Here is a 23,480-nt window from a genome sequence, read left to right as displayed (position 1 = left end):
TCCAAGCCACCATTATTTACCGCCGAATATCGCTGGTTATCGCATGCGTAGTAGTCGACGCTTCCTTTTCTCTGCTGGTGGTGTGGATTCCGTGCCACCATTGGGTGCGTAGCTGCCGAGGTCGATGGTGCGGTCGGCCCGTTTGGCGATGGTGGGATCGTGGGTTACGACGACAAGTCCCAGATTCTTTGCCCGAACGGTCGCAAAAAGTTCGTCTGCCACCTGATCCCTTGTCTCGGTATCGAGTGACCCCGTTGGTTCATCGGCCAGTAGCAGGGATGGGTTGGTGATGAGTGCGCGTGCGATGGCAGTACGTTGTCTCTCACCTCCGGATAGGTTCCAGCCAAGGTATTCGGTGGCACCTTCATGCCCACCAGCATCTCCCGTTCACGCGCTGGGTCGCTTCCCGCTTTTGTGCCTTGGTGATCTGTCTCCACCATCAGCGCGGCAACGTGTACGTTGTCAACAGCTGAAAGCTCCGGAATTAACTCACCGTCTTGAAAAATGATGCCGATGGAGGATCTGCGGATTCCTGCTCGACCCGCGGGGTCGAGACCGGTCATGGCTACCCCATTAATATTAATCTGCCCGTGATCGGGTGTGGTGAGTCCAAGAATGAGATTGAGCAAGGATGACTTGCCTGAACCGGATGGCCCGATGACGGCAACAGCTTCACCCGAATCCACGGACAGGGAGAATCCCGTGAAGAGGATCCGACCGGGTACTGTGCACTGTAGTTCTGATGCTTGAAGTATCACCAGCGACCTACCTTCCAGGTTGATAGGAGTCTGTGGGCCTGAATGAAGGAATAGAGAATGCCAAGCGCGACAATCAGGCCAGTCACTGTCAGGCAGGCAATGAAGAATGGGATGACGGGTGTGAGGGAGGACTTGAAGGAGAGGGTAAGGGCAGCGCACAGCATGAGCCCGACCGCGGTGCCGATGCCAACTCCGAGAACGATGGGAACACTGACTCGAATGAAAGACACCGAGCGGACCACACCCTCGGAATTGGCAAAGACCGTGAGCGGTGCGAGGCGCCTGATCGTGGTGCGGAGGTCGGACAGGAGAGAAAGAACAATGGCCCACAGGACAATGGCGAGACCGATGACTGCCATCCACCCCACCCAGGAAGCGGTCTGAGCCCCTTGGAAGGAGCCGTAGTATTCCAGGCTTGCCGGTGATCCCGACCGCCACATGGGAGTAGATTCCTCGGCAATGATCTGCTTGATGGAGGTAGCATCAAGGCTTCCGGGCTCGGATGCCACAATGGAAATCTGGTATTGAAGATCCCAGTTCTCCGGATTCTCCATAGCCTGTGAGGTCATCGTCTCAAAGTCAGAGATGGCCGGCTCTGTGTCAGCAAATAAATGAAAGTAGTAGGCGGGGTTCAGTTCGCGCAAGTCCTCGAGGTCCGCGCTTTCGCCCGCGAAGGCCACGGTGACCGGACAGTCGTCGCGTGAACAGTCGGTTTCAATGAGAACCAACGAGTAGTTGTTGGCGACGGGGTTAATGCGGTCAACGATGCTGTCCAGTTGTGAGAGGTCAGCACCAGGAAGCGGTGAAACCTCAAGAACCTCGCCATCGAACTGATCGTAGACGATCGTCCATTCGCGGCTGGACTGCGACCATGCCACCAGGTAGGACTGGATCTGCGCACCAACGATGATGGTGGCCGCTATGGCAACCGCAAGGATTGCAACGGGCCGTATCCGATGCTGTATGCCCGCACTGCCGATGATTGCCCCGACGTTCTTATTAATATCTCCCAGGGTGCGGACTCTGCGAGAAATGCGAACCATGGCCCACCCGATCAGGTCAATGAGCGTTGCAAACACCAGGAGTAATACAGCGAGGTAGATGAAGAAAACGTAAGTATCCGCAGTCCTGTGAAACACGACAATAAGGACGACCGCGATAGGGACCGAGAAGAAGCAAGTCGCTGCGCGCACGGGGCTGTACTCGCGATCGGCAACCTGCGGCCGGTTGGTCGATATCGTTACCGGAACGCGCGTGGCCGTGCGGGTAAGAAAGAAGCCATAGATAACCAGTGGAATTAGTGCGTAAAGAAGTATCAGATACCAGTAAGACGAGACGTCTCGCTTCCAGATCGTGAAGTCACGCCCAGGTAGCTTGATGTTAGTGAGGAACAGCGGAATCAGGAGAAGGAAGCCAATGCCGGCTCCCGTCGCAAATGGGCGCCACAACTGTCCAGCCATCCACCGCAGTCGCATCTTGCTCAAGTAACCAAGGGAATAGAGGATGAGGCTTTGCTTCTGCCAACGCTCCTTGCCCTGATAGATGACAACGGAGCCAAAGATGGTGGCCCCAATGCCAATCGTTATGAAATAGGCTACGAGAGTGAGGTGGAGGGGCTCAATGTCCGCCGCCTGGCCAAGGAAGCCGGCGTCCACGTCAGCGTTTCCGAATCCATTGTTGGGGTACATGACATTCGTAGCGACTGTGTCCGGCATAGTTTTAGGAACAATATACGCAAGGAGCTCAGTTGAGGTAGCAAGGCCAGATTCGTCGATCGTGCCGACAACTTCACCATAGCGCTCAAAGATTTTCTCTCTTGCGTCCATCTCCGCCAGGCGGGGTGACAGAACCACGTGGCCCGGCTCGGGCCACGTGGTCAAGCCTGGGGGAATAGGAGCATCCGAATCCAGCGGCCAAATATACACCAGCGATGCATCGTAGGGGCTGTAGACCATCATGTCGTGCACTTGTCGGTATAGGAAAGAGGGATTCTCGTCCTCAATCCTGAATGGAGCGCGGCTCATATCTCGCTCTCCAATTCCCGCATATGAAGCGTGGATGATGCCAGCCCCTGCTCCGACGAGAATGAAGATTAATGCCGCTAATAGAACCATGAGAGGTGCAAATTGTGTTGAGTCGTGTTGGCGAGCCCGGAATCCGAGCTCGCCAACACGAGGAAGGAGTGAGGACACTAGAACTTCCATCTCCCGCAATCCACGGGAAGAAGGGTTTGCGAACGACATATCTTAGCGTTGGTAATATTTGAGCTTTGAGTTACGGAAACTGTTTTTCCGTAACCAGCCTTGTTCGCAATTGCACTGCTTGAGTTGCCGTTGTTATAACGATATTCAGATGTGACAAACTTTCCATCATCCGCATTATCACGAAGATGAAGCGTTGGACCTGACACCGTCACCTTCCCTCCCATACTGGTGTGGGTCCATTCTCCGGAAATAGCCGGTGCAGCGATACTCCCGGTAAATGCCAGTACGGCCGTAGCTAATAGCGCCGACACTCTTTTTATATTTTCTTCTCCATCAATGTTAATGGTGCTAGAACCGGCATCTTTGCCGCTTCTAGACGAAGAATAATCCCCCCTAACTATATGCAAACGCTCACGTAGGTGTTGGTGTGTGAGAAAATTTAGAGGGCTGAAATATTCGCCGTTGCTCTTGTCTTCTGATGAGAATGCGGGATGCTTGGTCGGTTTCTCTTGATGTCAGGAACTCCCCGATTCGCTGAGCCGCGCGGACTCAATTTCGTCCCACGTGTCAAAGTCTCGTGCGGCTTCACTCTCGTCAATGATCGTGATGTTCAGAGGCTTCATGATCGCTCGTACGGGCAGACCAATGAGCCCACCTTCGTTCTGCAGGGAGGCCACCTGGTTGCGGATGGCAGTGGAATCGTAGAGTCCCGCGAGATATTGCGGCCTATCTCCACCAAAGCACACCCCATCACCTTCGAAGGAGGAGATGAGGGTGGGCAGGCCAGAGGCGATGAAGGGAATATCGCAGGAGAGGATGAAGAGCCGCTCACCTGTGACGTGGGGGAGGCCGGCGGCAATGCCGGCAGCGGGCCCCGATCGGGGCGGGTCTTCCACGGTTCTCTTGAGATCGGTTTCGGCATGACCAACGACAACAATGTTGTCGGCAGGGACGCCGGCCTGCTGGCAGGCATCGGTGACGGCCTGGAGCATCGTGGTGCCGCCGATGACGACATCGCCCTTGGACACACCACCGAGCCGGCGAGCATTGCCGCCCGCCAACACCACGGCCCCAATCATGCTTGCTTTCTCCTAACGACAGGGCCCAGACCGTAATCGGTCCGGAACCTGTCCGGTTACTTCTCGTAGCCGGGGCGATGCCAGTCGCCGGAGCGTCCCCCGGACTTCGCTACGATCTTGCAGTCCGTGATTTCAGCGGAGCGATCGACGCCCTTGACCATGTCAACAATGGCGAGGGCAGCAACTGTGACCGCGGTCAGTGCCTCCATCTCCACACCCGTCCGATCGGCCGTGCGTACGGTCGCCACGATATCGACCCCGTGATCCTCGATCGACAGGTCAACAGAGGCACCGTGGACTCCGATCGTGTGGGCGAGGGGGAGGAGCTCGGGGACGCGCTTGGCGGCGGCGATGCCGGAGATGCGAGCCACAGCCAGCACATCACCCTTGGGCACCGTCCCGTCCCGCAATGCCTGCACAACATCCGGTGAGCAGGTGACGGTGCCGATGGCGGTGGCCTGGCGGACGGTCGGTTTCTTCTGGGTCACATCCACCATGTAGGCCTCACCCGACTGGGTGAGATGCGTGAATTTCATAGCCACCACACCTTCAATTTGTCACCTGCACGGACTTCTTCAACCTCGGTCGGCACGAATGCGAGGCCGCGAGTTTTCATGAGCGAGTAGACGAGGTGGGATCCGGAACCACCGGAGGTTGCTCGCACAACCTTGCCGTCCTTCGCCACCACGGGCATGAACTGCGCCCGCCCTGGCGGGGTCTTCCACGATTCTGAGGTTTCCCATTCCTGCCAGGGAATTTCGGTGTTGGTTCTGCCGGAAAGATTGGCGATGAGTGCATCGCCGTACACCTTCATTGACACAAACACGGAGACCGGGTTGCCGGGCAGGCACAGGATCGGAACATCCCTGCCTCCCAGGTTGAGCACTCCGGAACCCTGGGGTTTGCCCGGCTGCATGGCGACCTTGTGGAAGCCAACATTCTTGTCCTTCAGGTACTCCTTCACCACATCGAAGGCACCGGCGGAGACACCGCCCGTGGTAATAATGCCGTCGAGGTAGGCGCCGGCCTTGTCGAGGACCGCAGCGAGATCCTTCGGATCATCGGAGGAGGAAGACAGGACCACGTCTTTTGCCCCCGAGGCTCGCACAAGCAGCCGCACGAGAGTCGTGTTCGAGTCCGGGATCTGTCCCGGGGCAATCTCTTCGCCCGGCTTCTTCAGCTCGGAGCCGGTGGAAAGGACGCCGATGACGGGCTTGCGGTGCACTTTGACGTAGCCGTGACCAATCGAGGCTAGGGCGGAGAGCTGTGTGGGCCCCAGAACTTCACCCGGTGCGAGAGCTTCCTCGCCCACGGCGATGTCTTCACCCGAGAAACGGACGTGGGTGCCATGGGTGACGGGCTCGAGAACCGTGATCTCGTGCGGTGCCTCGGTCAGCATGTTCTGGTCCGCATTCGCGGTCTTCTCTACCTGAACTATCGTGTCCGCCCCGGGAGGTAGCGGTGCCCCGGTCATGATCCGTGCAGCAGTCCCGGGCTCGAGCTCACCTACGTCTGTGCGGCCAGCGGGAATGTCGGTGGAAACGGGCAGGGTGACGGGAGTGTTCTCGATATCGACCGCCCGTACCGCAAAACCGTCCATCGCCGAGTTGTCGAACGGCGGTACCGCATAGCGTGCGAACACCGTTTCAGCGTTGACGAGACCATCGGCGGCGTGCAGCGGCACGGTCTCGGTCGAGACGGGCTGCCCGAGACCGAGAATCATTTGCCGATATTCTTCAAAACTAATCACTTTGTGCCCTCCACGGTGAGCTGTGCGCTGTCAACCTCATATCCGGCGGCCTGCCATGCATCCAGCCCGCCAGCAACATTAATACCCCGAATCCCAACCTTTTTCAGTGCCTCAACGGCACGTGCGCTACGAGCTCCGGCCTTGCAGTGAACGTAGATTGGCTGCTCGCCCGCGGCAAGCTCAGGATGTTCAAGGAGCTGAGAAAGCACGATGTGTTCGGAGCCCGGCAGGTACGCTTCGTCCCGCTCGGATACTTCCCGCACGTCCAAAACCCGCACCCCGCTCTCCCGCAACTTGTGGAATTCCACGATATCGACCTCGTCGACCTTCGGTGCAGAGCAGTAGGGGAGGAGCTCCTGCGCAGTCAGCGGCTCCGGCCTTGGGAGCGGCCGCGGGGACAGCGGAACGGTGTAGGTTTCGGCCGAGAGGGTGTCGATGACCATGACCCGACCAATGAGGGGCTGGCCGATGCCGCAAATGAGCTTCACGGCTTCGGTGGCCATGATCGTCCCGATCTGGCCGGGCAGTGAACCGAGCACCCCAACATCACCGCACGCGGGAACTTGACCGGCCGGGGGAGGCGTGGGGAACAGATCCCTCAAACTAATCCCGTCAGGACCGGGTGCCCCGTGCTCAACGGCTTTCTTTCCGGTCCAGAACACGGAAACCTGACCATTGAATTGGAGAATGGAACCCCACACTTCGGGGATTCCCAACCGGGTGCAGGCCGCCTCGACAAGATACCGGGTCTGGAAGTTATCCGTCCCATCCATGATCACGTCATATTGGGAGAAGATCTCGTCAATGTTGTCTTCCGTCAGGCGCTCGCGGTGCTGATTGACCGTGATGTCGGGGTTGAGTTCCGTCAGTGCTTGGGCGGCCGATGTGGCCTTGTGTTCACCCACGTGCGTATCGGTGTGGAGAACCTGGCGGTGCAGGTTGGACCGATCCACCTTGTCATCGTCAATCACACCCAGCGTCCCGACCCCGGCTGCCGCGAGGTAGAGGAGGGAGGGGGATCCGAGCCCGCCCGCACCGATCGCCAGAACCTTTGCATTCTTTAAACGGCGCTGACCAAGATCGCCGATCTGATCGAGCATGAGATGGCGGGAGTATCGGACGGTCTGTTCCGGAGTCAGCGGTGGTCCAGGATCAACGAGAGGCAACATGACACCATCCTACCGCCCGAGAATTGTCCGATTTGTGGGACTACAGTCGTAGGTTTATGAATACCGGCCACGTAGACTGTTTTCGTGATTCATGCTCATGTCATTACCGTTTCGGATCGTTGCTCCCGTGGAGAGCGAGAGGACCTGTCCGGTCCTCTCGCTGCCGCCCTCCTGGGAGGCTGGTCAATCAACGTTTCCGACACCAAAATCGTTCCCGACGGGGCGGACTCCGTCACCTCCGCCATCACCCAGTCCGTGAACGAGGGTGCCCGAGTCATCGTCACAACAGGCGGTACGGGAATTTCGCCACGGGACGAAACCCCCGAGGGCACCCTGCCGCTCTTGTCGAAGCGCCTGGACGGCATCGAGTCCCTCATCCGACAGGCCGCCAAGAACGCCCCCGCGGCCCCGCTCTCGCGAGCTCTCGCCGGTATCGTCACCATTGACGGTACCGATGCGTTTGTTGTCAACGCCCCGGGCTCCCGCGGCGGTGTCACGGACACGATCAACGTGATCGGCCCACTATTGGACCATATTGTTGACCAGCTGGATGGAGGGGACCATCCCGTCCCTCACGTGGCCCACGACCACGGTGGTCACGTCAGTGCACTCGACATCCCTGCCGCCCACCATCACGGAGCGAAGGTCACCCCTCATGCGGAGGCGACCTACCGGACCCAGCACTCCTCCCCGCACCCCACCCACGATGCTGACGTCGTCTACGCAACAGTGACGGAAGAACCGATCGACATGGAGCACCTCGTCGATTTGGTGGAGCGTCCCGAAGCAGGAGCCGTCCTCACCTTCAAGGGTGTTGTTCGCAACCACGATGGTGGTAGGTCCGTCAACTCCATCGACTACGAAGCTCACCCGGATGCGGACAAGGTTGTTGCTCGAGTAGCCCACCAGGTCGCCAAGAACTCCGGATGCCTCGCGGTCGCTGTCGTCCACCGTTCCGGTCACCTCGAGATCGGCGACATCGCACTCGGTGCCGCAGTCTCAGCAGCGCACCGTGTCGAAGCATTCGCCGTCCTCAACGAAGTAGTCGAACAGGTGAAGCTCCAACTTCCCGTCTGGAAGAAGCAACAGTTCCCCGACGGTACGCATGAATGGACGGGCTCGGCCTAGGTAACTGAGCTAGCTGTAGCACCAAGAAAAGCTTGTCCCACCACGAATCATTCGTGGTGGGACAACTATTTCTCTGGTGCCTTTGCTTTTGCAGAACTGGAACGCTCTGCTCACGGAGGGATTAATGCCTTCATTCGTGAATACGGGTTAGTACTTGAACCCAGGAGGCTTCGGAACACCTTCTGGCCACCGGATCCCGAAAGGATTGTCACGCGTGGCCTTGCATGTCTGACACAGGGTGCCACCCTGGCTCATCGGGAAGTAGGTCTTGCACTTCTCGCACTGAACCGTCGGAATCGTTTCAAGTGGCCTCTTGACTGGCTCACCAAGGCGGGTCTCCCACGACGTGTTACCGCGGACCGTGAACGCATCCTCAGGACACAGATCGATGCACTTTCGACACCCCACACACGCAGCATCAAACATGGAGAGTGTCGAGATTCTCCGATCCGGACCAATCTCGAGATAGCTGAGTTCGAGAGCATCCACCGGGCAGGCCTTCACGCACACGCCACACGCAGTACATCCGGTTGTTTGAAGGTTGAGGCCGTGGGACGGAGCATCGGCAAGTGCCGATACTGGGATGCCTTCCTTCTCCATGAGGAGGTTGAGGGCGAGGCGCTCGCGCTCCTCACCGAGCAGGGTCTCATCCGGTAGCTCAGCCATGTTTCCAGCGATCCCGAACAGGTCCCTGCGCGAGTGGGGAACATCGTCGGAGCTGAAGATCTGACGGGGCTTTACCTCGGGATGACCGTGACGTAGGCGGGTGATGCCGATGCCTTCGAGCATGGTGGTGAGCTCGTGGAGGGGGCCGGTGTCACCGTGGAGGTAGATGATGGTGGCACCAAGGTTGAGGGACTCGAGGATCTCGTGCCGAGGAACCTCGGCGAGGGGCCCGCTGAGACGGACCCCCGTCACTGCCTTGCCATCAACCAGCTCGGGAGCTTCGGGGTCGAGGAGGGCGATGGGGCCGGGATCGTTGGCACGAATCCAGGAGTGGAGCAGGCGCAGGCTGGTCATTGACCTGCCTGGTAGGCCTCGATTGCGCCAAGAGACATGTACATGATGCCCTGGTAGAAGTTGGTCTCCGAAGCGTCGGCAGCATTCTCCAGCATTTCCGGCACCCATTCGAGAATGTGCTGGTGCATGAAGACGGCACCGATCCCATAGTAGCGGGAAGCATCCGTTGTCGAGCCCTGGTCGAGAGCGTCGAGGGAACGGATGCAGGACTGGGCAATGAAGTTGAACTCGAGTCCAATGTGGTCATCTGGTTCCTGGTTGAGCTTCGGGGCCTGCAATCCCAGCTTCCGGTACTCGGCACGCACCTCGAGGGTCTCCTCATCAAAGATCAGACCATCCTGGTTGCGGTGCACCGACTCGTAGGGAGCAACCTTGGCACCCGCCGTCACGCCGTACAGGAGGTTGTGGTCTCTGCGGATCGTTGCCACATCCTCGCCCTCGCTGAGGGACTTGCGGACCAGATTGAGTCCGAATGCGGTGTCGCCTTCCTCCGGGATTGGCCACTCATCGAGTAGCTCACCGATCTGATCAAGGGTTTCCTGATCGGGGGATTGGAGGTGGAGGCGGCCGAGCGTGGCAAAAGCCGCGGCCATGCGGTCAAGGAACTCGGGGGATGGGAGCGAGGGATTCACGTTTCTCCTAATTGCGTACTGGTTCAGTCTATCGGCATCGCGGCGGGTGGCGGTGACCCGGATGACTCGGTCAGGGGGGGCGGGCTACTAAGTGTGGAAGAGGGGCGGAGCCGACCGGCTCCACCCCTCTTCCACAGGCTGTTACATGCCGACCCGGAAGAGGGTCTCGTAGTGGATGTAGCGGCCCATGAACTCGGAGATGACGGCGAGTACGAGCGCGGTCACCATGAGAACGGTGAGGGTCTGCGGGTTCTTGAACTCCTGATTGGCTGTCTTGAATGTGAAGACTGCGAGGAGCACGGCAGCGATGCCGAGGATCGCGAGACGGAACAGGAAGAACCCTGTCTGGTATTCCTCAGCCGCCAACTGCTGCTCGGGAACTCCTGTTGCGAGGTTGACGATGTGGAAGATGTAGCCGATGAAGATGGCAACACCAATCACGACGGAGGCAATGGAAACCCAGCGGATGATCGCGACACCAGCCTGGGCATCAGTAGAGCTCGGCGACAGTGGTTCGGAAGCCATCGTCTTCGCCTGAGTTCGGGTCTTGCGGACAAGGGTACCAACGCCGCCACCGGACTCATTCTCAACGGTCTCGTCAGGTGAGGCGGGAGCAACGTTATCCCGGCTAGCTGCTCGGTACCGGACTGACATGTGAATGAGGATCGCGGCACCGACAGCGAGTCCACCAAGCAGGAACGTGGTTGCAAAGAACTGGAAGGGAACCGCCCAGGTGTTCCACGCGGGAATGGTGACAACGGAGGCGTAGATCATCGACATCGCGTAGACGAGGGCGAGGCCCACGATTGCTGCGAGAGCGGCAACGATCTGACGGAGGTTACGGCTACCGAGCTTGAACCACTGCATGATCGCAAACAGGAAGCCAAGGCCCGCAAAAGCGACACCGAAGATGATCTCTCGTGACAGCCACGAGCTATCCCAGTGACGGAGCACGTTCAGTGTGTTCGTGATGTCGTTCATGTGGAACATCGAGGCTATGAGGCCAAACACGAGGGTTGGGCCGATCGCGTAGATCGCGGGATCGGTGACGCGTTCGATCGTGTCACGACCCCACTTGGGGACACCGAACACGTGGATGATGCCGAGTGCCACGAAGGCGCCCACGCTCATCTGCGCGAATACGGTAAAGATGATCATCGGTAATTCGTCGAGATTCATTAGATTTCCTTCGGGTTTGCGATGGCACCGGTCTGGGCATCCCAGGTCTGTGCGTCACGGTGCGGGTTGACGACCAGGTGGGGCTGGGTGATGCTCGGGTCCGGGAGCGGGGCAATATTATTTGTATCACCGTACTGGTTCCGCAGCTCGTCAATCGGGCCCCAGTCGAGTGCACGCGACGGGCATGCCGACACACAGGCGGGATCCTGACCGGTGGAACGGTAGTCGTAGCAGAGGTCGCACTTGGACATCTGGCCGGTTTCTGCGTTGAATTGGGGTGCCGAGTAGGGGCAGGCCCATTCGCAGTAGCGGCAGCCCACGCACTTGTCACCATCGACCCAGACGGTGCCGTCGGGGCGGACACTCATCGCGGTGGTGGGGCAGACCTCCATGCAGATCGGGTTCTCGCAGTGGTTGCAAGAAATCGATGTGTAGTAGGTGAAAACGTTCGGGGTGAAGGTGTTGCCGGATTCCTGCCAGGTGCCGCCCGAGTACTCCACCACGCGGCGCCAGTTCACGCCGAGGGGGAGATCGTGCTTGTCCTTGCAGGCAATTTGGCAGGCCTTACAGCCCGTGCAGAGGGATTGGTCGAAGAAAAAACCGTAGTTAGCTCCGGCCGTGACTTCAGCGGTTGCCATGATTCATATACCTTTCTCAGGCCTTAACAACATTGGCGAGGGTCGTGTGGACTGCGTTGCCCTTTGCGAGGGGCGAGGGGTGGTGGGACGTGAGGGAGTTGACGGAGCCAGCAATATCGACCGGCAGGTCCTTATTGGCTTCCGCGGGCGGTGTCACTTCCGAAGATGACTTCGGGTCGTACCAGGCGCCCTGCGGGATCGAGAGGCTTCCGGGCACAATGCGTTCGGTGACCTTGGCGGGCAGCTTGACCGTGCCGCGGTCGTTGTACACGAACACTTCGTCATCGTTTTTGATGCCGCGCGCCCTGGCGTCCGCCGGGTTGATCCACACCGACTGGGTGTGCGCTTCCTTCAGCCAGTCAACGTTGCCGTAACTGGAGTGGGTGCGGGCCTTATAGTGGTGACCGATCACCTGGAGTGGGTACTTCTCATCCTTGCGTGCCTCCACGGCACCCTCCCACGTATCAACGTGCTCAGGCAGGGCCGTCAGAACATCGCCAGGCCGCTTGGGGCGGAAGACTCCGAATTCCCACTTCTCAGCCATGGCAGCCAGGCGATCCGAGTAGATCTCAATCTTGCCGGAGGGGGTGGGAAGCGGGTTCGCTTCCGGATCCTCACGGAAGTCTTGTCCAGAGATAACCGGGCCCATGTCTCTACGGTAGATACCCATCTTCTTCCACTCGTCATAGGTGGGGAGGGTGGGATCAGCCTCGCGGGTTGCGTCGATCGAGGCGCGGAGCCACTCTTCGCGGGTCTTGCCGCCCGTGAAGATCTCCTTGGTGCCGAGGCGCTCCGACAGTTCGGTGCAAATGTCGTAAATTGACTTGCACTCGTACAGCGGGTCAATGGCCTGCTCGGAAACAATCGCGTATGCCATCGGGCCCGAACCCTCACCGGGGTGAATGTCCGAATCCTCTTCGGCAGTCGAGGTGCCGGGAAGGACGTAGTCCGAGTAGCGGGCCGACACCGTGTACTGGATGTCGCAGGTGACGATCAGGGAGGCCAGGTCATCGTTGCGAAGCAGCTCAACCGTGCGGTTGTTGTCACCGGTCTGGTTGACCAGCGAGTTCGAACCGTACTGGAACAGTGCCTTGATCGGAACCTCGAGCTTCGTGTTCGTGGGGACGCCGTTTTCGTCAACCGGGACCTTGTTGGCACGCACACCGGGGGCCACCTTTTCGGCCACACCACCGTTAAACGTGTCAACCTTGTCGCCGTGCTCCATGGCATCCATCCACCCGAATACGGAAATGATTTTCTCCGAGGGGTTGATGGGGCCATCCGTGTAGAACGGGTGCGTGAACGGGAAGGTTTGAGCTGAGGTCTCGCGTGAACCCGTGCCACCCCCCGCGATGCCAATGTTGCCGGTGACGGTTGCGAGTAGGAAGATCGCACGAGCGTTGTTCTCGCCGTTTGCGTGACGCTGCGGTCCCCAACCCTGGGTGATGGCAGCGGGCTTAGCGGTTGCAATCTCGCGAGCAAGCTGAATGATCCGGTTCGCGGGAACACCCGTGATCTCGGAAGCCCATTGCGGAGTCTTCTCGATACCGTCAGGTCCCTTGCCTTCGAGGTAGGAACGGTAGGACGAGTTCTTCGGTGCGCCCTCGGGGAGGGTGTCCTCATCGAAACCAACGCAGTACTTGTCGAGGAACTCCTGGTCGTGCAGGTTCTCCTCCACCATGACGTGGATCATGCCGGCAATGAGAGCGGCATCGGTTCCGGGGCGGAGCGCGATCCAGTCATCGGCCAGCACAGCTGCGGTCTCCGAGTAGCGCGGATCGATCACGATGGTGCGAACGTTCGAGTTTTCCTTCGTGTTCTGCGTGACGAACAGCTGGGAGCCGCCACCCATGCGGGTTTCGAGCGGGTTGTTGCCGAACATGACCTGCAGCTGTGCGTTCTTCGCATCGTCCAGGGTGTTCGAGTTCAGCCACGTGCCGTAGAAGTACGGGTAGGCCTGCGTAATGGGTGCGGTGGAGTAGTCCGAGTAGTGATCGAGGTAGCCACCGAAAGAGTTGAGGAGGCGAGCGATCGGGGTCTGGTCGGGCGGCCAAGAGGAGGACATGACCGCGCCGAGAACGCCGGTGCCGTACTGAATGTAGAAGGCCTCGTTCCCGTACTCGTCCTTGATCTCCTTCATCTTGTCAGCGATCTCATCGAGAGCCTGCTCCCAGGAAATCTCTTCCCACTGCTCGTCGCCACGCTTCGTGCCAGGTACGCGCTTCATTGGCCTCTTCAACCGGTCGGGGTTGTAGATGCGGTGGCGCTGCGAACGGCCACGAACACATGCTCGGACCTGCTGGTTGCCGAGCTCGTTGGAACCGGTGTTGTCCGGGAGAACGCGCACAACCGTGCCGTCCTTTACCTGGAGTCGCAGCGGGCAGCGGGAACCACAGTTCACCGTGCATGCGGACCACACGGTCTTGTCCACGCCTTCCATGCCCTCAACAGCATGTGCGTGGGGCTGCGTGGTGGGCATACCCAAATGAGCAGCAGTGGCAACCAGAGCGGCACTGCCGCCAGCAACACTCGACCACTTCATGAATGAGCGGCGAGACAGGCTCTTGCTCTGGGGGGATTCGATTGTTGTCATCGATCCGTCCTTTCTACTTCCCTTGTCATTCCGAAGAAAATTCTTTCGAATAATTGCAGTTTGGACCGAAAAATCCGATCTGTCTGGGACCTTTGTCTAGACGAATCGGAAAATCCAAGTGAACAAAAAGATTCACAACAATCTCGATATCGAATTACCGCGAGATCCTGCGGTTTTACAGTCAAGCGAGCAAAAGGAAAGGCCCCACAAGGTGGAGATTTGTGGCTAAGTCACGGAAACTGAAAGCTTCGAATTAACATCATCAGGTGTTTCGTAAATACTTTTTTGTGTGATATCCCCGCGCACTTGCTCGTTCGGGGCCTTTCTCAGAGGGTAAATAATGACCGAAAGAAGCGTGGGAGCAGCGCCTTAATGCTGCTCCCACGGAGGTTGGTTATTGACTTATTGGCTAGGCGAGTTCGACTTCAACGAGTGCGTTGTGGCCGGGATTGCCCTTCGCCAAAGGGGATGGGTGGTACTTCATCAGGGTGTTGACGTTGCCGCCAATATCGACACCATCCTTATCGGGGGTGTACCAGGCGCCCTGCGGGACTGAGACCACGCCGGGTGCGATGCGCGGGGTGACCCGAGCCTCGGTACGAATGCGGCCGCGCTGGTTGAACACCTCAACCGTGTCACCGTTCTTGATGCCCCTGCGGGCGGCATCCTTCGTGTTGATCCAGACCATCTGCGGGTGGGCTTCGAGATTCTTGGGCAGGTTAGCGTACGAGGAGTGGGTGCGGCCCTTGTAGTGGTGGGCGATGCACTGGAGCGGGTACTTGCTCGAACGGGCTTCGATTGCACCCTCCCAGGTATCGGCGTGTTCCGGAAGTGCCGTGAGCCTGTCTCCAGCGCGGTCGCCTTCGAAGACCCAGGTCTTTGCCATGTCGGCCAGAGTCTGGGAGTAGATTTCGATCTTGCCGGACGGGGTCTCCAGCGGATTCGCTTCCGGATCCTCACGGAAGTCCTTCATGCCAATGAAGTTGCCGTTAGGGTTCCGCATGCGGAACACACCCATGTCTTCCAGTTCCTGTTCGGTGGGGAACTCGGGAACTTCCTTCCGGGTCTCGTCAAAGAGCCAGGTCCGCCACTCTTCCTGCGTGCGGCCCTGAGTGAACTCCTCTTCGATGCCGAGGCGCTTCGCGATCTCGGTGCACATCTCGTAACCCGTCTTCGTGTCGTAAAGGGGTTCGATGGCCTTACCGCCCCAGATCGACCATCCCGTATCACTGCATGAAGCGCCGGGAACGAGATCGTGTTCCTCGAAGTTCGTGGTGGCGGGAAGAACGATATCGCCCCAATCGCACGACGGGGTCCACTGGTGGTCGATCACGACAATGAACTCGCACTTCGTATCGTCTCGTAGCGTCTCCTGCGTGACGTGAACATCGTTGTGTTGGTTAATGAGCGTGTTCGAGGAGTTGACGACCATGAGCTTGATACCCACGTCGAGCTTCTCCTTACCCCGCACACCATCGCGAACGTCCGTCATCTCCGGGCCGTAATTGATGGCATCGATCCAGTTGAAGCAAGAGATCTGCGTGGTCACTGGGGGAGTCTCACCGTCGAACAGGGGGAAGGCCTTGACGGGGATCGAGAAGTTACCCTCGCGGGCGCCGTTACCGCCACCGGGGATCCCGATCTGACCAACTGCTGCCGCAAGCGTAAACACGGCACGAGCAGCATTCTCACCGTTGGCATTGCGCTGCAAACCCCAGCCCTGCGTGATTGCAGTGGGCTTCGTGGTGGCAATCTCCCGAGCAAGGCGGCGGATCTGAGAGGCGGGGATGCCGGTGATGTCGGCTGCCCACTCGGGGGTCTTTTCAATACCGTCCGGGCCCTTACCTTCGAGGTAGGCGCGGTAGGAGGAGTTCTTCTCAGCCTCCTTGGGAAGGGTATCTTCGTCAAAACCGACGCAGTACTTGTCAAGGAACTTCTGATCGTGAAGGTTTTCCTCCACCATCACGTAGATCATGCCGGCAATGAGCGCAGCATCGGTTCCGGGACGGATCGCCACCCATTCATCCGCCACGTCAACCGCGGTCTCCGAGTAGCGGGGATCGATCACGATCGTGCGGACACCGAAGTCCTTGCGAACCTTCTGAACAACAGCGAGCTCGCCACCGCCGGACATGCGGGTCTCGAGTGGGTTATTTCCGAACATTACTTGGAGTGAGGAATGCTGAGCATCCTCCAGCGAGTTCGAAGCCATCCACATGCCGTACTGGTAGGGGAAAGCTGCCGTGATCTGTGCGGTCGAATAGTCACCGTACTGGCCGAGGTAACCACCGTAGGAGTTGAGCAGGCGGGGCCAGGTGCCACGCTTCGTGATGTTGCCACCGGTAGAACCGGAACCGTAGTGGTACCAGAGAGCCTCGTTACCGTAGGTCTCCTTCACCCTCTTCATCTCCGAAGCGATCGTGTCGAAAGCTTCGTCCCAAGAGATCTCCTCCCACTTGCCTTCGCCACGCGCTCCGACGCGCTTCATGGGCTTCTTGATGCGGTCGGGAGAGTAAATGCGCTCCCGTTGGTTCAACCCGCGCACGCAGGCACGGATCTGGAAATCACCGAGCTCATTTGAACCGGTATTGTCAGGCAGAATGCGGACAACAGTGCCGTCCTTGACCTGTAACCGCAACGGACATCTGGACTGGCAGTTGGCGAGACACGCATTCCAAACGGTTGTGTCAACACCTTCCATGCCCACGACATTTGCCTCGGCCTTGTGTGTGCTCGGCATGCCCAAATTCGCCGCCGTCGCAACGAGAGCTGCACTGCCCCCTGCGACTCCCGACCACTTCATGAACGACCGGCGTGTTAGTCGCCGATCAGCAACTGGGGCTGTCATCTCTGCTCCTTAACGTAGTTGACCTGTAAGAATTTGTAAGCTCTATCGCCATCAGTATCGGCAGGAAACAACACATCAGGAATGGGAGTTAAGTCCCGGGACAATTCAGAGAAAACAGGAAGAACCTGGCAGGTAAATGGCTCTGATTCGCGGCTTTCCCGTGTTTATTGACGCTCCGATTCACGAGATAGTCGCGGTTTGTGATTACCCAATGAAAATTCATCAATTACAACAGCTCGGGGTTGCAGAAATGGCTTTCTGGTGCGGTTTGTCCGGATTGCGTAGGTTTTCTTGTGATTGTCCTTTCGGTGTGCTGTCTTGACGGGGCACAACAAGGTAGTTGGAGGAACTCTCCGAATGAAAAAAGTTGGGGTGGAATCACAAGTGACTCCACCCCAACCTCGCAGTAGCTACCTATGCTCGTTGAACTTCGACCAGCGCTGTGTGGCCTGGGTTTCCCTTCGCCAAGGGGGAGGGGTGGTATTTCATAATCGTATTGACGTTGCCGCCAACATCCACGCCATCCTTATCGGGTGTGTACCAGGCGCCCTGCGGGACTGAGACGACGCCGGGTGCGATGCGCGGGGTAACGCGAGCCTCGGTGCGGATGCGCCCGCGGTTGTTGAAGACTTCGACGGTGTCACCATTTGCGATCCCGCGAGAAGCAGCATCCTCAGTGTTGATCCAGACCATCTGAGGGTGTGCTTCCAGGTTCTTGGGAAGGTTGGCGTACGAGGAGTGCGTGCGGCCCTTGTAGTGGTGGGCTAGACACTGGAGCGGATACTCGCTCGTGCGAGCCTCAAGTGCGCCTTCCCACGTGTCAATGTGTTCCGGAAGTGCCGTGAGCTTGTCTTCGGCGCGGTCGCCTTCGAAGACCCAGGTCTTTGCCATGTCGGCCAGTGTTTGCGAGTAGATTTCGATCTTGCCCGAAGGCGTGGTGAGGGGATTGGCTTCGGGGTCCTCGCGGAAATCCTTCATGCCAATAATGTTTCCATCGGGATTATGCTGGCGGAAAACCCCCATGTCCTCGAGCTCGGACTCGGTGGGGAACTCGGGGAACCCTTCCTTAGTCTGCTCGAAGATCCAGGTCCGCCACTCTTCCTGGGTGCGGCCCTGGGTGAATTCCTTTTCGATGCCGAGTCGCTTCGCGATCTCGGTGCACATTTCGTAACCAGTCTTGGTTTCATAGAGGGGTTCAATAGCCTTACCGCCCCAGATCGCCCAGCCCATGTCACCGCACGAACCGCCTGGCAGGATGTCATTCTCTTCAAAGTTGGTCGTTGCCGGAAGAACGATATCGCCCCAATCGCATGATGGGGTCCACTGGTGGTCGATCACGACAATGAACTCGCACTTCGTGTCATCACGCAGGGTCTCCTGGGTGACGTGAACATCGTTGTGCTGGTTGATGAGCGTGTTCGAGGAGTTGACGACCATGAGCTTGATACCCACGTCGAGCTTCTCCTTGCCGCGCACACCGTCGCGAACGTCGGTCATCTCCGGACCGTAGTTGATGGCGTCGATCCAGTTGAAGCAAGAGATCTGGGTGGATACTGGTGCCGACTCGCCGTCAAAGTCCGGGAATGCTGCCACAGGCACGGAGTAGTTGCTTTCGCGTGCTCCATTTCCGCCGCCCCTGATACCAACATTTCCCGTCACGGTTGCAAGCAGTGCGATAGCGCGCGCGGTATTCTCGCCAGAAGCATGCCGCTGCGGACCCCAACCCTGGGTAATAGCAGCGGGTTTAGCACTTGCGATCTCGCGTGCGAGGTGCCGGATCTGAGAGGCGGGGATGCCGGTGATATCGGCAGCCCACTCGGGTGTCTTTTCAATACCGTCCGGGCCCTTACCTTCGAGGTAGGAACGGTACGAGGAATTCTTGTCAGCCTCAGCGGGAAGAGTATCTTCGTCAAAACCGACGCAGTACTTGTCAAGGAATTCCTGGTCGTGAAGGTTTTCCTCCACCATCACGTAGATCATGCCCGCGATGAGAGCGGTGTCGGTTCCGGGACGGATCGGAACCCATTCATCAGCAACATCGACTGCCGTATCCGAGTAGCGGGGGTCAATAACGATGGTGCGAACGCCAAAGTCTTTACGGATCTTTTGAACCACGCCGAGTTCGCCGCCACCGGACATGCGGGTCTCGAGCGGATTGTTGCCAAACATGACTTGAAGTGCCGAATATTGTGCGTCTTCAAGTGAGTTTGAACCGAGGTAGTCACCGTATGAGTAGGGAATTCCGGCGCGGATCTGGGCTGTTGAGTACGTGCCGTACTGGCCGAGATAGCCTCCGTATGTGTTGAGCAGGCGCGGCCAGGTGCCACGCTTCGTGATGTTTCCACCGGTGGAACCGGAACCGTAGTGATACCAAAGCGCTTCATTCCCGTAGGTTTCCTTGACCCTCTTGAGTTCAGAAGCGATGGTCTCGAAGGCTTCGTCCCAGGAGATCTCCTCCCACTGGCCTTCACCGCGCGCCCCGACGCGCTTCATGGGCTTCTTGATGCGGTCGGGAGAGTAAATGCGCTCGCGCTGGTTAAGACCGCGTACACATGCGCGAATCTGTAGGTCACCGAGCTCATTCGAACCGGTGTTATCTGGCAGGACTCGGACAACGGTGCCGTCCTTGACCTGTAACCGCAGCGGACATCTGGATTGGCAGTTGGCGAGACACGCATTCCAAACGGTTGCGTCAACACCTTCCATGCCCACGACATTTGCCTCTGCCTTGTGTGTGCTGGGCATGCCTAGATTTGCGGCTGTTGCGACAAGGGCAGCACTGCCGCCCGAAACCCCCGATCACTTCATAAATGAGCGGATAAATGAGCGGCGGGAAAGTCTTCTGTCGATTTCCTGTGAAGTCATCGGTGGCTCCTGAAAGCTAGGGATTTGCTCACAGTCTTCATTAAGCTTCTTTTTGAAAATTGGGCTCAAAGTCCCCAGCAACTGATAGCCGGACTCTTCCAAGAATAAGTAAAATGTTGTGTTATTGGGCATTAGTGACAGATTGTGGGCAAGCTTTTCTGCCTGGCCGGTTACAAAAGGGAAAAGTTCTTATATTGATGGCTGGGGTGTTGCATAAATCTATTTGTCCGGTTTGTGCATGTTTGTTCTCATCGGTCGAGGCATGAAAAAGTGGGAGAGGCAATCCGTCTCTCCCACTTCCACGAAGCTGAAGCCATGCTTCTGCTTTTTCAAGGACTCCTAGGTTGGTCTAGATTTCCTTGGGGTTGGCAATGAATCCGGTGCCTTGGTCCCAGGTTTGGGCATCGCGGTGGGGCTTGATGACGAGGTGCGGCTTGGTGATCGAAGGATCGGGAAGCGGCGCAATGTTGGCGGTGTTGCCGTGCTCCTCGCGGAGCTTGTCGATCGGGCCCCAGTTGAGTGCACGTGTCGGGCAGGCGTCAACGCAGGCCGGGTTCTGTCCCTGCGAACGGTAGTCGTAGCAGAGGTCGCACTTGGACATCTGACCGGTTTCTGCGTTGAATTGGGGTGCCGAGTAGGGGCAGGCCCATTCGCAGTAGCGGCAGCCCACGCACTTGTCACCATCGACCCAGACGGTGCCGTCGGGGCGGACACTCATCGCGGTGGTGGGGCAGACCTCCATACAGATCGGGTCTTCGCAGTGGTTGCAGGAGATGGAGGTGTAGTAGCTGAAGACATTGGGGGCGTGGGTGCCATCAGCTGAGTTGCTCGACCAGGATCCACCCGTGTACTCAACGATGCGTCGCCAGTTTACGCCGAGTGGCAGGTCATGCTTGTCGTTGCAGGCGATCTCGCAAGCCTTACAGCCATTGCAGAGGCTCTGGTCGAAAAAGAACCCGAAGTTTCCACCGGCTCGTGTCAGGTCTTCTGTTGTCGTGCTCATGCCTTCTTAACCTCCACCAAGTTCGTGTACTGAGGGTTCGATTTCGCGAGTGCGGTCGGATGGTACTTCGTTAAAACGTTCGGTCCACCACCGAGGTCGACACCATTCTCGTCCGGGTTGTACCAGGCACCCTCGGGGAGCGTGGTGACGCCGGGGAAGATACGCGGGGTCACCTTGGCTTCGACACGGGTCTGACCGCGACCGTTGTAGACGATCACTTCGTCACCGTTCTTGATGCCGCGAGGATCGGCATCAACCGGGTTGATCCAAATGACCTGGCGGTGTGCCTGCTTGAGCCAGGGCACGTTTCCGTATGTGGAGTGCGTCCTGCCCTTGAAGTGGTAGTTGATCATCTGGAGCGGGTAGTCCTTGTTGGTCTTTGCCGCCTCAGCGTCCTCCCAGGTGCGGATCTGTTCCGGCAGGGCCGTGACGACATCGCCCTCGGGGAGGTTCCATTCCTTGGCCTTGCGGGCAACCTCCGCGGAGTAGATCTCAATCTTCCCAGACGGGGTGTCCAGCGGGTTCGCTTCGGGATCCTCACGGAACTCCTCTAGGGCAACGCGGGAGCCGTTATCGACCTTCCACACGCCCATCTCCGCCAAGTCATCAAAGTTGGGCATTCCCGGGTTGTCCGCGCGGGAGGCTTCGATGATCTCGCGTGCCCAGTCTTCCTGGGACTTCCCCTCGGTAAACTCGTCCTCTATGCCGAGGCGCTTGGCGAGCTCGGTGCAGATCTCGTAAATGGTCTTCGACTCGTAGAGCGGCTCGATTGCCTTCGTGGCAACGATCGAGTACCCCATGTTGGCTGCCAGACCCTGCTGGACGACATCCCCCTCCTCTGCATTCGAGGTGCCGGGAAGAACGTAGTCAGCAAACTTTGCCGATGAGGTCATCTGGTTATCGCACAGCACGATGAGCTCGCACTTGGAGTCGTCCCGCAGGAGCTCCTTCGTGCCGTTGATGTCGGAGTGCTGGTTGATGAGGGTGTTGGAGCCGTATGCCCAGATGGCCTTGATCGGAACATCCAACTGGGGATCCCAGATCGGGTTGCCGTCCTCATCCCAGTCGCGAACACCATCCTCCCCTCTCATCTCGGCGCCGTGATCGATGGCATCGGGCCAGGAGAAGTGAGAGATCTTCTTCGTGATGGGGTTCGGGTCGGCATCAAATGGGGAATTGATCGTGACCGCGGAAGAACCGGGATAGGTTCCCGTGCCGCCACCGGGCAGCCCCACGTTGCCGAGCATGGCGTTGAGGGTGATGACGGCGCGGGCCTGGTTCTCGCCGTTTGCGGAACGCTGCGCACCCCAGCCCTGGTGAATCATTGAGGGCTTGTTGTTGCCCAGTTCGCGTGCGAACTTGATGATCGTGTCGGCCGGCGTGCCGGTGACACGGGATGCCCACTGCGGGGTCTTCTCGATCCCGTCCGGACCATCACCCATGACGTATGCGCGGTAGGAGGAGTTCTTCGGAGCGCCCTCGGGGAGGGTGTCTTCATCAAAGCCGACGCAATACTTGTCGAGGAATTCCTGCTCGTGCAGGTTCTCGGAGATGAGAACGTGGGCGATGCCGGCAATGAGGGCCGCATCCGTGCCCGGGCGAAGCGCAACGTGCTCATCAGCCATCAGCTGCACCGAGTCAGAGTGGCGGGGATCGACGACGATCGTGCGGACGTTCGTTTCACGGAGAATTTTCTGCGCATAGAACGCTTCCGATCCACCGCACATCTTCGTTTCCATCGGGCTGTGGCCCCACAGTACGTACAGCTTCGAGTTCACGAGATCATCGGTCGAGTTCGAGTCAATGTAGTTGCCGAGCGTGACTCGCATGGCTTCCGTGATCCCACCGGTTGAGTAGTCGCCGTAGTAGGAAAGGTAGCCACCCATCTTCTTCAGCAGGCGCTGCAGTGCGCCGCCGTAGTAGGAGCCGGACACGGTGGCGGCAATGACGCCGGTTGCGTAGGCGTAGAACTGGGAGGCGGGGCCGTAGTCAGCCAGGAGCTGCTGGTACTTTTCGGCAATCTCGTCGAGTGCCTGATCCCACGAGATTTCTTCCCACTGCTCATCGCCACGCTTCGTGCCGGGCTTGCGCTTGAGCGGCTTCTTGATGCGGTCAGGAGAGTAGATGCGCTGACGGATCGAGCGGCCGCGGGGGCACGCGGGGATCCGGTGATTACCGATTTCGTCCCCACCGGTGTTGTCCGGGAGAACGCGTGCAATCGTGCCGTCTTTGACCTGGAATCGCAGCGGGCACCGAGCTCCGCAGTTCACGAGGCAGGCCGACCAAACAGTCTTCTCAGCGTCCGCCATCCCATCCGTGGCTGCCGACGCGGGGCCGCTTCCCGGCATGCCAATATGTGCGGCGGTTGCGACGAGGGCGGCACTGCCGCCAGCGATCCCAGACCACTTCATGAATGATCTGCGGCTGATCTTTCCAGCACTAACTTCAACAGTCATGGCACTCCCTCTGTGTCGTGAACGAAAGCTTGAACTCAAGCTGTTTCAAACAGTAAGTCTGACAAGCCCAGGACCATCTTAGGTTCAACAAGACATAATTTATGCTCGAGTTTTCCGTAGTAAATGGGGTGAGGTCTGGGACTTTGATCCCAAAGGGC

The 23,480-nt window shown here is 58.5% G+C and carries 15 protein-coding genes and 3 pseudogenes; 1 reads left to right on the top strand and 17 read right to left on the bottom strand.

Annotated elements, in window-relative coordinates:
* Positions 1–36 precede the first annotated feature (36 nt).
* The 8 genes and pseudogenes from BN1241_RS12790 to BN1241_RS05805 form a co-directional block, all read right to left on the bottom strand.
* Positions 37–222, bottom strand: a complete 186-nt coding sequence (locus tag BN1241_RS12790; protein WP_230198346.1) for a hypothetical protein — start codon at positions 220–222, stop codon at positions 37–39.
* A 42-nt stretch (positions 223–264) separates the two neighbouring features.
* A pseudogene (locus tag BN1241_RS13590) lies at positions 265–330 on the bottom strand (ABC transporter ATP-binding protein); the annotation flags it as partial.
* A 104-nt stretch (positions 331–434) separates the two neighbouring features.
* Positions 435–758, bottom strand: a pseudogene (locus BN1241_RS13585) (ATP-binding cassette domain-containing protein); the annotation flags it as partial.
* Positions 755–2,782 carry a hypothetical protein gene (locus tag BN1241_RS12955; protein WP_187117603.1) on the bottom strand — a complete coding sequence of 676 codons (2,028 nt, stop codon included), beginning with the start codon at positions 2,780–2,782 and terminating at the stop codon, positions 755–757. The gene BN1241_RS12955 and the pseudogene BN1241_RS13585, both read right to left, overlap by 4 nt.
* Positions 2,783–3,477: 695 nt before the next feature.
* Positions 3,478–4,041: a molybdenum cofactor guanylyltransferase gene (mobA, locus tag BN1241_RS05820; protein WP_054952744.1), complete on the bottom strand. Its 564-nt coding sequence runs from the start codon at positions 4,039–4,041 to the stop codon at positions 3,478–3,480.
* A gap of 56 nt (positions 4,042–4,097) precedes the next feature.
* Positions 4,098–4,577, bottom strand: coding sequence for a cyclic pyranopterin monophosphate synthase MoaC (moaC, locus tag BN1241_RS05815; protein ID WP_054952743.1), 480 nt, complete (start codon positions 4,575–4,577; stop codon positions 4,098–4,100).
* Positions 4,574–5,791 carry a molybdopterin molybdotransferase MoeA gene (locus BN1241_RS05810; protein WP_077138302.1) on the bottom strand — a complete coding sequence of 406 codons (1,218 nt, stop codon included), beginning with the start codon at positions 5,789–5,791 and terminating at the stop codon, positions 4,574–4,576. Before BN1241_RS05810 ends, moaC begins: the two co-directional genes overlap by 4 nt.
* Complete coding sequence (locus tag BN1241_RS05805; RefSeq protein ID WP_054952741.1) at positions 5,788–6,960, bottom strand: ThiF family adenylyltransferase; 1,173 nt, start codon at positions 6,958–6,960, stop codon at positions 5,788–5,790. Before BN1241_RS05805 ends, BN1241_RS05810 begins: the two co-directional genes overlap by 4 nt.
* Positions 6,961–7,044: 84 nt before the next feature.
* On the opposite strand from BN1241_RS05805, the gene BN1241_RS05800 reads away from it, so the two are divergent.
* On the top strand, positions 7,045–8,088 hold the full coding sequence (locus BN1241_RS05800; protein WP_077138301.1) for a molybdenum cofactor biosynthesis protein MoaE: 1,044 nt from the start codon (positions 7,045–7,047) through the stop codon (positions 8,086–8,088).
* A 147-nt stretch (positions 8,089–8,235) separates the two neighbouring features.
* Here BN1241_RS05800 and BN1241_RS05795 read toward each other — a convergent pair whose 3' ends face one another.
* The 9 genes and pseudogenes from BN1241_RS05795 to BN1241_RS05755 all read right to left on the bottom strand — a co-directional run bounded on the left by BN1241_RS05795 (position 8,236) and on the right by BN1241_RS05755 (position 23,322).
* Positions 8,236–9,108 (bottom strand): 4Fe-4S dicluster domain-containing protein, encoded by an 873-nt coding sequence (locus tag BN1241_RS05795; RefSeq protein WP_054952740.1) that lies wholly within the window; start codon positions 9,106–9,108, stop codon positions 8,236–8,238.
* A complete protein-coding gene (locus BN1241_RS05790; protein ID WP_054952739.1) occupies positions 9,105–9,740 on the bottom strand; it encodes a TorD/DmsD family molecular chaperone in 636 nt (211 codons plus the stop codon). The genes BN1241_RS05795 and BN1241_RS05790 overlap by 4 nt, the downstream gene beginning before the upstream one ends.
* 141 nt (positions 9,741–9,881) lie before the next feature.
* A complete protein-coding gene (locus BN1241_RS05785; RefSeq protein WP_054952738.1) occupies positions 9,882–10,919 on the bottom strand; it encodes a dimethyl sulfoxide reductase anchor subunit family protein in 1,038 nt (345 codons plus the stop codon).
* On the bottom strand, positions 10,919–11,557 hold the full coding sequence (locus BN1241_RS05780; RefSeq protein ID WP_054952737.1) for a DMSO/selenate family reductase complex B subunit: 639 nt from the start codon (positions 11,555–11,557) through the stop codon (positions 10,919–10,921). The genes BN1241_RS05785 and BN1241_RS05780 overlap by 1 nt, the downstream gene beginning before the upstream one ends.
* A 16-nt stretch (positions 11,558–11,573) precedes the next feature.
* The gene (locus BN1241_RS05775) at positions 11,574–14,150 is read right to left on the bottom strand and encodes a DMSO/selenate family reductase complex A subunit (RefSeq protein WP_054952736.1); all 2,577 of its coding nucleotides are present in this window, start codon (positions 14,148–14,150) and stop codon (positions 11,574–11,576) included.
* A 409-nt stretch (positions 14,151–14,559) separates the two neighbouring features.
* Positions 14,560–16,998 carry a DMSO/selenate family reductase complex A subunit gene (locus BN1241_RS05770; RefSeq protein ID WP_054952735.1) on the bottom strand — a complete coding sequence of 813 codons (2,439 nt, stop codon included), beginning with the start codon at positions 16,996–16,998 and terminating at the stop codon, positions 14,560–14,562.
* A 414-nt stretch (positions 16,999–17,412) separates the two neighbouring features.
* Positions 17,413–19,764, bottom strand: a pseudogene (locus BN1241_RS05765) (DMSO/selenate family reductase complex A subunit); the annotation flags it as partial.
* A 448-nt stretch (positions 19,765–20,212) separates the two neighbouring features.
* Positions 20,213–20,866, bottom strand: coding sequence for a DMSO/selenate family reductase complex B subunit (locus BN1241_RS05760; protein ID WP_054952734.1), 654 nt, complete (start codon positions 20,864–20,866; stop codon positions 20,213–20,215).
* A complete protein-coding gene (locus BN1241_RS05755; protein ID WP_054952733.1) occupies positions 20,863–23,322 on the bottom strand; it encodes a DMSO/selenate family reductase complex A subunit in 2,460 nt (819 codons plus the stop codon). The genes BN1241_RS05760 and BN1241_RS05755 overlap by 4 nt, the downstream gene beginning before the upstream one ends.
* Positions 23,323–23,480 lie beyond the last annotated feature (158 nt).

Source organism: Flaviflexus massiliensis (assembly GCF_001375495.1).
GTDB classification, from domain to species: domain Bacteria; phylum Actinomycetota; class Actinomycetes; order Actinomycetales; family Actinomycetaceae; genus Flaviflexus; species Flaviflexus massiliensis.
Note: the sequence above shows the minus strand (reverse complement) of the source record. Positions and strands in the feature narration are given on the sequence as shown.

What these genes read in the sequence shown, in the direction of transcription:
- BN1241_RS12955 (WP_187117603.1), bottom strand. Translation starts at nt 2,782, where the DNA reads ATGAGCCGCGCTCCATTCAGGATTGAGGACGAGAATCCCTCTTTCCTA.
- mobA (WP_054952744.1), bottom strand. Translation starts at nt 4,041, where the DNA reads ATGATTGGGGCCGTGGTGTTGGCGGGCGGCAATGCTCGCCGGCTCGGT.
- moaC (WP_054952743.1), bottom strand. Translation starts at nt 4,577, where the DNA reads ATGAAATTCACGCATCTCACCCAGTCGGGTGAGGCCTACATGGTGGAT.
- BN1241_RS05805 (WP_054952741.1), bottom strand. Translation starts at nt 6,960, where the DNA reads ATGTTGCCTCTCGTTGATCCTGGACCACCGCTGACTCCGGAACAGACC.
- BN1241_RS05795 (WP_054952740.1), bottom strand. Translation starts at nt 9,108, where the DNA reads ATGACCAGCCTGCGCCTGCTCCACTCCTGGATTCGTGCCAACGATCCC.
- BN1241_RS05785 (WP_054952738.1), bottom strand. Translation starts at nt 10,919, where the DNA reads ATGAATCTCGACGAATTACCGATGATCATCTTTACCGTATTCGCGCAG.
- BN1241_RS05780 (WP_054952737.1), bottom strand. Translation starts at nt 11,557, where the DNA reads ATGGCAACCGCTGAAGTCACGGCCGGAGCTAACTACGGTTTTTTCTTC.
- BN1241_RS05775 (WP_054952736.1), bottom strand. Translation starts at nt 14,150, where the DNA reads ATGACAACAATCGAATCCCCCCAGAGCAAGAGCCTGTCTCGCCGCTCA.
- BN1241_RS05770 (WP_054952735.1), bottom strand. Translation starts at nt 16,998, where the DNA reads ATGACAGCCCCAGTTGCTGATCGGCGACTAACACGCCGGTCGTTCATG.
- BN1241_RS05760 (WP_054952734.1), bottom strand. Translation starts at nt 20,866, where the DNA reads ATGAGCACGACAACAGAAGACCTGACACGAGCCGGTGGAAACTTCGGG.
- BN1241_RS05755 (WP_054952733.1), bottom strand. Translation starts at nt 23,322, where the DNA reads ATGACTGTTGAAGTTAGTGCTGGAAAGATCAGCCGCAGATCATTCATG.